The organism is Halorubrum sp. CBA1125, assembly GCF_009742825.1.
Taxonomy (GTDB): Archaea; Halobacteriota; Halobacteria; order Halobacteriales; family Haloferacaceae; genus Halorubrum.
In genome coordinates this window covers 1-8,529 of sequence record NZ_WPCE01000127.1, presented here as the reverse complement: position 1 = coordinate 8,529, position 8,529 = coordinate 1, and the positions used below count along the sequence as shown (strand labels likewise).

The 8,529-nt window shown below is 61.2% G+C and carries 7 protein-coding genes and 3 pseudogenes; 9 read left to right on the top strand and 1 reads right to left on the bottom strand.

What is annotated here, in order from left to right:
• Positions 1 to 34: 34 nt before the first annotated feature.
• Positions 35 to 937 (top strand): annotated as a pseudogene (locus tag GJ633_RS11350) (inorganic phosphate transporter); the annotation flags it as partial.
• Positions 938 to 969: 32 nt separating this feature from the next.
• Positions 970 to 2,250: pseudogene (locus GJ633_RS11345) on the top strand (MFS transporter).
• Positions 2,251 to 2,350: 100 nt separating this feature from the next.
• Here the strand turns inward: GJ633_RS11345 and GJ633_RS11340 are convergent.
• The gene (locus GJ633_RS11340) at positions 2,351 to 3,196 is read right to left on the bottom strand and encodes a universal stress protein (RefSeq protein ID WP_156588919.1); all 846 of its coding nucleotides are present in this window, start codon (positions 3,194 to 3,196) and stop codon (positions 2,351 to 2,353) included.
• Between the two features lie 263 nt (positions 3,197 to 3,459).
• Between GJ633_RS11340 and GJ633_RS17235 the strand changes: the two genes are divergently transcribed.
• From GJ633_RS17235 to GJ633_RS11315, 7 genes and pseudogenes are all read left to right on the top strand, one after another.
• Positions 3,460 to 3,624, top strand: a complete 165-nt coding sequence (locus GJ633_RS17235; protein WP_164471069.1) for a hypothetical protein — start codon at positions 3,460 to 3,462, stop codon at positions 3,622 to 3,624.
• Positions 3,614 to 4,672 carry a sulfite exporter TauE/SafE family protein gene (locus GJ633_RS11335; protein ID WP_156588918.1) on the top strand — a complete coding sequence of 353 codons (1,059 nt, stop codon included), beginning with the start codon at positions 3,614 to 3,616 and terminating at the stop codon, positions 4,670 to 4,672. The genes GJ633_RS17235 and GJ633_RS11335 overlap by 11 nt, the downstream gene beginning before the upstream one ends.
• Before the next feature lie 182 nt (positions 4,673 to 4,854).
• On the top strand, positions 4,855 to 5,259 hold the full coding sequence (locus GJ633_RS11330; protein WP_156588917.1) for a helix-turn-helix domain-containing protein: 405 nt from the start codon (positions 4,855 to 4,857) through the stop codon (positions 5,257 to 5,259).
• A gap of 160 nt (positions 5,260 to 5,419) precedes the next feature.
• Positions 5,420 to 5,778 (top strand): annotated as a pseudogene (gene trxA / locus GJ633_RS17230) (thioredoxin).
• Entirely contained in the window at positions 5,779 to 6,798 is a 1,020-nt protein-coding gene (locus tag GJ633_RS11325) for an NAD(P)/FAD-dependent oxidoreductase (RefSeq protein WP_197431322.1), read from the top strand.
• Positions 6,799 to 6,840: 42 nt separating this feature from the next.
• Positions 6,841 to 7,158 carry an SHOCT domain-containing protein gene (locus GJ633_RS11320; RefSeq protein WP_197431321.1) on the top strand — a complete coding sequence of 106 codons (318 nt, stop codon included), beginning with the start codon at positions 6,841 to 6,843 and terminating at the stop codon, positions 7,156 to 7,158.
• Positions 7,159 to 7,581: 423 nt separating this feature from the next.
• The gene (locus tag GJ633_RS11315; protein ID WP_156588915.1) at positions 7,582 to 8,448 is read left to right on the top strand and encodes a bile acid:sodium symporter family protein; all 867 of its coding nucleotides are present in this window, start codon (positions 7,582 to 7,584) and stop codon (positions 8,446 to 8,448) included.
• The last annotated feature ends 81 nt before the right edge of the window (positions 8,449 to 8,529 follow it).

The following is an 8,529-nucleotide window of genomic DNA, read 5'->3' as shown; positions in this document are numbered from 1 at the left end:
GAAGCCGCAGCCAGGCGCGTAACACCGCCGCGACGGGCGCAGACTAAAGGCAGTCGGTATCACGACCGGCTATCCGATCGCGACTGCGTTCACCGTGACTGGTGCTGTTATCGGTGTCGGCCTCGCCCTCGGTGGCACACCGGTCTGGGCGAAGTACCAGCAGATCGCCGCCGTCTGGATGTTGACGCCGTTCGTCGGTGGGGGCATCGCGTTCACCATCGCAAGCCTCCTTCCACGTCCCGATGTTCCCGAACGATACAGCATTCCGATTCTCGCCGGCCTTGTCGGGGCCGTTCTCGTGAACATTCAGTTCAGCTTCCTCGGTGAAGGAAGCGCGGCGGGAACCGTCCGCGGGCTCGGACAGCGAGTGCTGACCGTCGATGGACTGGTATCGGCGCTCGGAATCACCGGCCTCGCTGTGCTAGCCGTCGCAACGGTCGTCTGGTGGGACGTCAGTCGGGACGAGCCCGGTGGCCTGCGTCGAGTGCTACTCGCGCTGGGTTCGCTCGTCGCGTTCTCCGCGGGCGGGAGTCAGGTCGGCCTCGCTGTCGGGCCGCTGCTGCCGTTGCTCGACGAGGTGGGGATGGTCTCGACGTTCGCCGTGCTCGTCGGCGGCGGCCTCGGAATGCTCGTCGGCTCGTGGACGGGCGCGCCGCGGATGATCAAGTCGCTCGCCCAAGACTACTCGTCGCTGGGGCCGCGGCGCTCTATCTCGGCGCTCGTGCCGTCGTTCCTGATCGCACAGCTGGCAGTCCTGCTCGGCGTCCCGGTCTCGTTCAACGAGATCGTCGTCAGCGCCATCATCGGGAGCGGGGCCGCGGTCGGCGGTCGGGAAGCTGTGGATGCCAGAAAGATTCTCCTGACAGTCGGGGCGTGGGCAGGGTCGTTCGTCCTGTCGTTCGGCCTCGCGTACGGCACCGCGCTCCTCCTACTGTAACCCACAAATGAGCCTGCTGAACTCACGAACTAATGCCTACGGCAACTGAACTCGAACAAGGAATCCACGAACACCTCGGGCAGTTCTCGCTGCACGTCCTGCTCGTCTTCGCGACCGGGCTGACCATCGGCTCCGAGCGGACCGTCGTCCCCGTGCTGGGAGAGGACGTCCTCGGCGTCGAGTCGTTCCTCGTGATCGGCTCGTTCGTCGTGTCCTTCGGCGTCGTGAAGTCGATCCTCAATCTCTACGCCGGCAAGTAGGGTGAGGAGTATGGTCGCAAACCCGTCCTCATCGTCGGGTGGGCAACATCGCTTCCTCTACCGATTATTCTCATCTTCGCCCCGAGCTGGGGCTGGATCACGGTGGGGAACATTTTGCTGGGCATCAACCAGGCGTTGACCTGGAGCATGGCGATCAACGCGAAGATTGACCTCGCGAGCCCCGACCAGCGCGGGCTCGCGGTCGGCATCGACGAGGCGTTCGGCTACACTGGTGTCGCCGTCGGCGCCTGGCTCACGGGTGTCATCGCTGGTCAGTGGAGTTTGCGGCCCGAACCGTTCTACTTCCTCGGCCTCGTCGTCGTGCTGGCGTTCCTCATTTCGATCTTCCTGATCAAGGAAACCGTTCAGTATGCGCAGGCCGAGGGCGACGACGACCATCACGACGCGAACCTCCCGTTCAATGAGGTGCTGGAGCACGCGACGTACGGTGACCGGACACTGTTCGCGGCGGCGCAGGCCAGCCACATCGAGAACTTCGTCGATACACTGTTCTGGATCGCCGTCCCGCTTTATTTGGTGAGCCAAGGCCTCGGTATCGCGGCGGTCGGGGTCGTCATCGGAGTCCACAGCGCGATGTACTTCCTCCAGATTGCGACCGGCGGGCTCGCGGACCGAATCGGTCCCCGTCCCCCCGTCATCGCCGGGATGTTCATCGCGGGCGTCCTCGGAATGGTGCTCGTCGATGGCTACCTCCCGTGGGCCGTCCTGGCTGGCGTCTCCGGTCTGGGGATGGCGCTGCTGTACCCGAACCTGATGACGGTCCCCGAGCGATGCGGCCTACCCGACGTGGCGCTCGGTGGGGATGGGCATCTACCGGATGTGGCGGGACTCCGGCTACGCCGTCGGCGCGGTCCTGATCGGACTCTCGATGGAGTTCGTTAACGTTGAAGCGGCGTTTTACCTGACCGCTGGTCTGATTTTGTTTCCGGTGCTGTGGTGTATCTCTGGATGGAGGAGACCCATCCCGAGTTCGGTACTCACAAGCCGCCCGCGCCTGCGAGAGCTGGAAGGGGAAACGTCACTGAAGACTGAATGCTCCGTTGGGGCCCCGTCTCTTGGGGCTCCCACGCGCCTTGAGAGCTGGCAAGGGCTGCCGACGCCCAACGATATCGCAGCCCTGGTGTTGTCTCTCTCAGACTGCCCGGGGCGGCGGGACGAGAAAGACGTTTCCCGTTGCCTGTGCGACGATCTCCTCGGAGACACTCCCCAACAGGAGCCGTCGGATACGGCTTCTCCCTTTCGACCCGACAAGGACCGTCGACGGTGTTACCTCAGATTCGACGGCGAGGATTTCGTTGGCGGGATCGCCGTGTCGGACTTCGACCTGTGTCTCGATGCCCCAGTTTTCCAGCGTGCTCGCATGCTCGGCCAACTGCTCCTGTGGGCTGGCATCGGCGTCGATGTCCTCGTCTTTCGGCGACCGAACGTGGACGAGTGTCACCTCCTCGGTCGCGTGACGGAGGTACGAGAAGGCGTCGAACGCTCGGTTGGCGTTCTCAGAGAAGTCCGTCGCGAAGAGAACACGCTGAAAGAGGTGTTCCCGGAGAACCTCGGGGTCGTCGGTCCCCCGCTCGACGCGGTTGACCAACAACGGAACGACAGTCGTCCGCGCGAGGTTGCGGGCCGTCGAGCCGATGATCCGGTTCTCTAACGGGCTTTGTCCCCGTGAGCTGACGACCGATAGGTCGGCGTGCACGGTCTCGGCGATGCCGTTGATACGCCGATAGGGGGTTCCGCGGACGACGTGTGTCTCGACGTCGAACCCCGCGGCTTCGATCACCCGCCGATACTGGTCCAGCCCCTGTCGGCGTCGCTCCTCGAAATTCACGCCGGGCATCCCGGCGTGGACGTTGGCCGGGACGACTGTCACGAGATGGATCGTATCGACGCCGATACGGCCCAAGCACTCGAGACAGGTCTCGTTCTCTATTGCGGCCTCACTTGCAGCCGACAGGTCGGTCGCGCACAGGGCCCTCATAGCGACACTTTTGTCGAGTGTCCACAACATGGTTTTGTTCGATTTTTGTAGGTATAGTCGACAACGGCATCTTCGCTGAGCAGTTTCGTGAACTGCCAGCATCTATATGTTTCCTATAAGTTATCGATACTCTGACCGAGGTTACCGGAATATAGTATTGTGTAGTAATCCCAAAACCGTTATAGGCACGAGGAGGGTAGGGGCTACTGAGCAGAAATGTGTAAACAGCGAATTTCCGTGTTCGAAACTCAGAGGGAGAACCGATGGCAGGATTAGAGATTCCCACATGGGATCCGGAGACAGCCTTGCTTATCGGCACGATACTACTGGAAGCGATCGTGCTATACGTGGGCTACGGTGGCCTCGAACGCCTCTTCGGGCCCTATCTGATGAAGCTCTTGGTCGGAGGTGAAGCCAATGCTCGATAGTCTCCTCGACGGCCTCGGGATCTTGGGAACCAGTCCTGAGATGCTGGCACTGTTCGTCGGGTTTGGTCTTGTCGTCGGGGTCTTGTTCGGGTTCTTCGGCATGGGTGGGTCGTTCCTCGTCACCCCTGCACTGCTGATGCTAGACTACCCGGCGCCCGTCGCAGTGGGGAGCGGAATGGCGTTCGTCTTCGGGACGGCCGTCATCGCGACTTTGAAACACCACGATCTCGGGCAGGTCGACTACAAACTCGGCGCCATCATGATCACTGGGACGACAATCGGTATCGAGGCTGGCCGTGCCAGTGTCTATTACCTCGAGTCGTTAGGACTCGCTGGCGGTATCATCAGCGTCGCCTACGTGGTCCTCCTCGGCGGTGTCGGGGCGATGGTAACTCGTGACGCGTTGAAGAGTAATGGCGGCGGTGGTATCGATCACGAGGCTGCTGACAAGGAACTCGACGAGTACGAGATCCCAGAAATCGCCAAAACGATTCAGCAGACCGTTCGGATTCCGCCGATGGTGACGCTCCGCGGCGACGTCCGAGTCTCCGCGTGGGTTATCACGGCCGTCGCCTTCGCGACTGGTCTTCTGTCCGGCTTCCTCGGCGTCGGTGGCGGGTTCATCCGGATGCCGGCGATGATCTACGCGATCGGGGTTCCGGTACCCGTCGCCGTCGGGACCGACCTCTTCGAGATCGTCTTCTCCGGCGGTCTCGGAAGTTACCTCTACGGACAGGGCGGCGGCGTGAATCTCGGTATCGTCGCCCCGCTGTTGTTCGGGAGCGCACTCGGTGCGCGTATCGGCTCTGCTGCGACCGCCGTCGTCGACGCTGACGGCATCAAAATCTACTTCGGCGGGATGCTCCTGATCGGTGCCATCGCCGTGGGTATCGGCGAGATCGGCTCCTACGTCGGAAGCCCGACGCTCGAGCTGCTCGGGCTGGTACTGGTTATCGGCGCGGCGGTCGTCGTTGCCTTCGCGATTCTGTACACGACGATTTCGTCGCTCCGGCAGAAGCGTCATCAGAGAACCACAGTTACCGACTAATCTGTTTTTCCGCCAACCCGCTACCCGGTCGGATTAATTTGATTGCTTACTCCCTGGATCTCCCCAGAGTGACGAGTAGCTGTTCACGCCTTTTCCTGTTTCCCTCTCTTGGTTCACCGCGAAATTGTGCGAACTGTGCAAAAGTCTTTTAACGGGCCAGGACCTACGTGGTAGTGATAACAATGCCAGATTCGATGTCTGAACAGCTCCGTCGGGATATGGAGTGCGAGGGGCTGCTGGAGTGTTTCCACGGTCTCAAAGAACTCGATAAGGAGTGCTTCCAGGCGCTCGTCGAGGCCGAAGAACCGCTGACCGTCGACGAGATCGCTGATGCAGTCGACCGGGAACGCTCGACGGCCTACCGTGCCGTCCAACGGCTGCTGCAGACCGGTTTCATCGAGAAAGATCAGATCAACTACGACCAGGGCGGCTACTACCACGTCTACTCGCCGACTGACCCATCCAAGATCGCCGACGACATGCAGCGCCTGCTCAACGACTGGTACGCGAAGATGGGCCAGCTCATCCAGGAGTTCGAGACCAAGTACGAGCAGTCCAAAACTGCGGCTCCTGCAGCCGAAAGCTAACGCTCTACTTCTCTCTATCTCTGGTTCTAAGACTCCCCTCGGGAGTAGAATTTTGCGCGATCTCGGGTTCCGATCGGTATTTCGGTTGACTATCTGTATTGGGTAGTATTGTATATATTCCCCAAAAATCTTAATTAGTACTGGTACATACGTACTGGTGATGGCAACTGATACTGCATCCGACGCTGGCACCGCGTCCACGAACGAACCGCTGCACGTCGACGGGCAGTCCCAGCTCGACGACATCGTCGCAGAGACGATGTCGTCCTCACGGACTTCTACGCCGACTGGTGTGGGCCGTGCCAGATGCTCGAACCGATCGTCGAGACGCTCGCCACCGAGACTGACGCGACTGTGGTGAAAGTCGACGTCGACGCCAACCAGCAACTCGCCTCCGCCTACGGCGTCCGGGGGGTTCCCACCCTTGTCCTGTTCGCCGACGGTGAACAGGTCGAGGAAATTGTCGGTCTCCAGGGCGAAGACCAGCTCCGAACGCTTATCGAGAGCTACACCGAGTAAATGACTCAGGATATCCACGATCTCGTCATCGCCGGCTCGGGAGTCGCCGGGCTCTCGGCGGCGGTCTACGCCGCGCGGGCCGACCTCGACCCGCTCGTGCTGGAGGGCGACGAACCGGGCGGTCAGCTCACGCTCAGGCCCGACGTCGAGAACTATCTCGGGTTCCCCGAGGATGTCGGCGGGATGGAACTGATTCAGCGCGGCAAGGAGCAGGCCGAGCAGTTCGGCGCCGAGTTCCAGCATGGCAGCATCGAGGACGCGGACCTGGACGGCCAGCCGCTGGAGCTATCGCTGTCGACCGGCGACCCGATCTACACGCGGTCGCTGATCGTCGCGACCGGCGCGAGCGCGCGCTGGGTCGGCGCCGAGAACGAAGACGAACTGATGGGGGCCGGGCTCTCGACGTGTGCGACCTGTGACGGTGCGTTCCACCGCGGCGACGACGTGCTCGTCGTCGGTGGCGGCGACAGCGCCATGGAGGAGGCGTTGTTCCTCGCGAAGTTCGCCGACTCCGTGACGGTCGTCCACCGTCGCGAAGAGCTGCGGGCATCGGAGATCATGGCCGACCGTGCTCGCGACCACGAGGACGTCCAATTCCGCTGGAACACGGAACTTGAAGCCATCCACGGCTCCCAAGAAGAGGGCGTGACCGGCGCCACGCTCGTCTCCCATCCCGACGGATATCCTAGAGAGAAGGCCGAGTCCGGTATCGATGTCGAGCGAGAGACGGTCGACGTTGGCGGCGTGTTCTACGCCGTCGGCCACACGCCGAACACGCAGTTCCTTGACGGCACCGGCGTCGAACGTGACGAGGATGGCTACATCTTCACGCAGACTGACGACGCTGGGCGGCCCACAGCCCAGACGGCCGGGGTGTTCGCTGCTGGCGACGTTGCTGACCCCCGCTACCGGCAGGCGATCACGTCCGCCGGCACCGGGAGCATGGCTGTCCTCGACGCCGAAGAGTTCCTTGAGACGCTCCAAGACACAGGTGAATCGACAGTAACCGCGACCGCATAATCACCTGAGCGATCCATGAATACCGCTCCTGTCAGGACTGCCGTGGTTCGTGGCGATTTTGCAGCTGCGCTCTTAGTACCCTTCTCGAGTATCGCGACCGCCCAGCACGGCGGCGGTTCCGGTGGGATGGGTGGGATGGGCAGCAGCGTGGGCGGCTTCACCTGGTGGCCACTCGTCTGGTCGGTCGTCCTACTGAGTCTGGTCGCACTTGTCGCCTATGGTGTGCTCGTCTATCGGCGTTCTCCGGTCGACGAACGAAACCAGGCGGATGCTGCACTCTCGACGCTCCGGTCCCGGTACGCCCGTGGAGAGCTCTCCGAGGAGGAATTCGAAAAGCGCCGGCGTCGACTCGAGGAGTGACTGGAAGCCCACCTTCCGGAACGACGACAGCTGCAGGACCTATGAGCCGCTTGGAGGGCCTCTCTTGGACCCAATCGGCGGACTGGTGTGGTGGTCGTTCCAACCCCTCTCGTTGATTGTAGGAACCGTACGCAGCCGTATTGGCTCTCGGCTATTTGCCGGCAGCGATGATGTGGACGTAATTGACGCTGGATTCAGCAACCTCTCTCGACTAGTCGACCCGATCAACAATAGGGTGGTCGTCGGCTGGGGAATCGGTGCGCTGAATTAGACGCCACCTTTCGAAAATACACGTCCGGGATCCTCACCACGCTCTTTGCGTGGTTGTCGTCGGGTAGGATGGCAGCATCGTAGGACGACATCGTCTGAAACCGCAGTAAAGAAAGGGACGAAACGCGAGATTTTGTACAAGAGCCAAAGGGAATGGTAGAGATATCTGGAGAGATAGTCGTCGAGTCCGTAACGACAGTTTTCGTGCTTTCGACGATGTTCTCGATGGGAGTGAAGCTCTCCGTCAGCCAACTCGTTGACGCACTTGGGAGGCGGCGACTGTTGGCGAACTCCTTGCTGGTGAACCTCATTGCGGTTCCGTTAATCGCCTATCTCCTCGTTCGAACGTTTTCTGTGGAGACCGGCTTCGCAGCCGGTATTGTGTTACTCGCAGTCTCGCCCGGCGCTCCGTTTGGCCCGAAGCTCGCAGAAATCTCAGATAGCGACGTCGCATTCGCCAGCGGGCTCATGGCGATTCTCTGTATACTCTCGGTCGTCACCATCCCCACCTCCTTATTGCTGCTACTCCCTGGCGACGTCGCTGTCGATCCCCTCGCAATCGGGCGGATGGTTCTGGGTATCCAGCTGATTCCGCTACTGCTTGGTTTGGGGATGTCGTTCGCTCTCCCGTCGCTTGTAGACAGTCTGTATCCACTGACTCAGCGACTCTCTGACTACACGTTCGTCGGGTTGATTGTGGTTCTATTGGTAGTCTACAGCGGCAGTATGGTTTCCCTCGTCGGAACGGAAACCCTCGGGCTCTCGGCGGTCGCCGTGGGTGCATCGTTGGTGCTTGGATATTGGCTCGGCGGTCCAGCACAAGGGACTCGGGAAGTGTTAGCAACGACGACTGCCGCTCGAAATGCGGCGATCGCGCTGTTCATTGCGACGACCGGGTTCTCGAACCCGAACGTCCTCACGACGGTCCTTGCATTCTCGTTCATCGGGGTCGTCGGCTCCGGACTGATCGCAAGTGTATGGCGACGACACCCAGTTGGACACGCTTCGTCCCACGATTAACAGCAAGATTGACGCAGGGACCGAAGCTCTTCTGCTGATGGCTTAGATATTGAGGATGTCAATGAGTTCTTCTGCCGTCCG

Coding starts and splice junctions, on each gene's coding strand:
- GJ633_RS11340 (WP_156588919.1), bottom strand. CDS start 3,196: ATGAGGGCCCTGTGCGCGACCGACCTGTCGGCTGCAAGTGAGGCCGCA.
- GJ633_RS17235 (WP_164471069.1), top strand. CDS start 3,460: ATGGCAGGATTAGAGATTCCCACATGGGATCCGGAGACAGCCTTGCTT.
- GJ633_RS11335 (WP_156588918.1), top strand. CDS start 3,614: ATGCTCGATAGTCTCCTCGACGGCCTCGGGATCTTGGGAACCAGTCCT.
- GJ633_RS11330 (WP_156588917.1), top strand. CDS start 4,855: ATGCCAGATTCGATGTCTGAACAGCTCCGTCGGGATATGGAGTGCGAG.
- GJ633_RS11325 (WP_197431322.1), top strand. CDS start 5,779: ATGACTCAGGATATCCACGATCTCGTCATCGCCGGCTCGGGAGTCGCC.
- GJ633_RS11315 (WP_156588915.1), top strand. CDS start 7,582: ATGGTAGAGATATCTGGAGAGATAGTCGTCGAGTCCGTAACGACAGTT.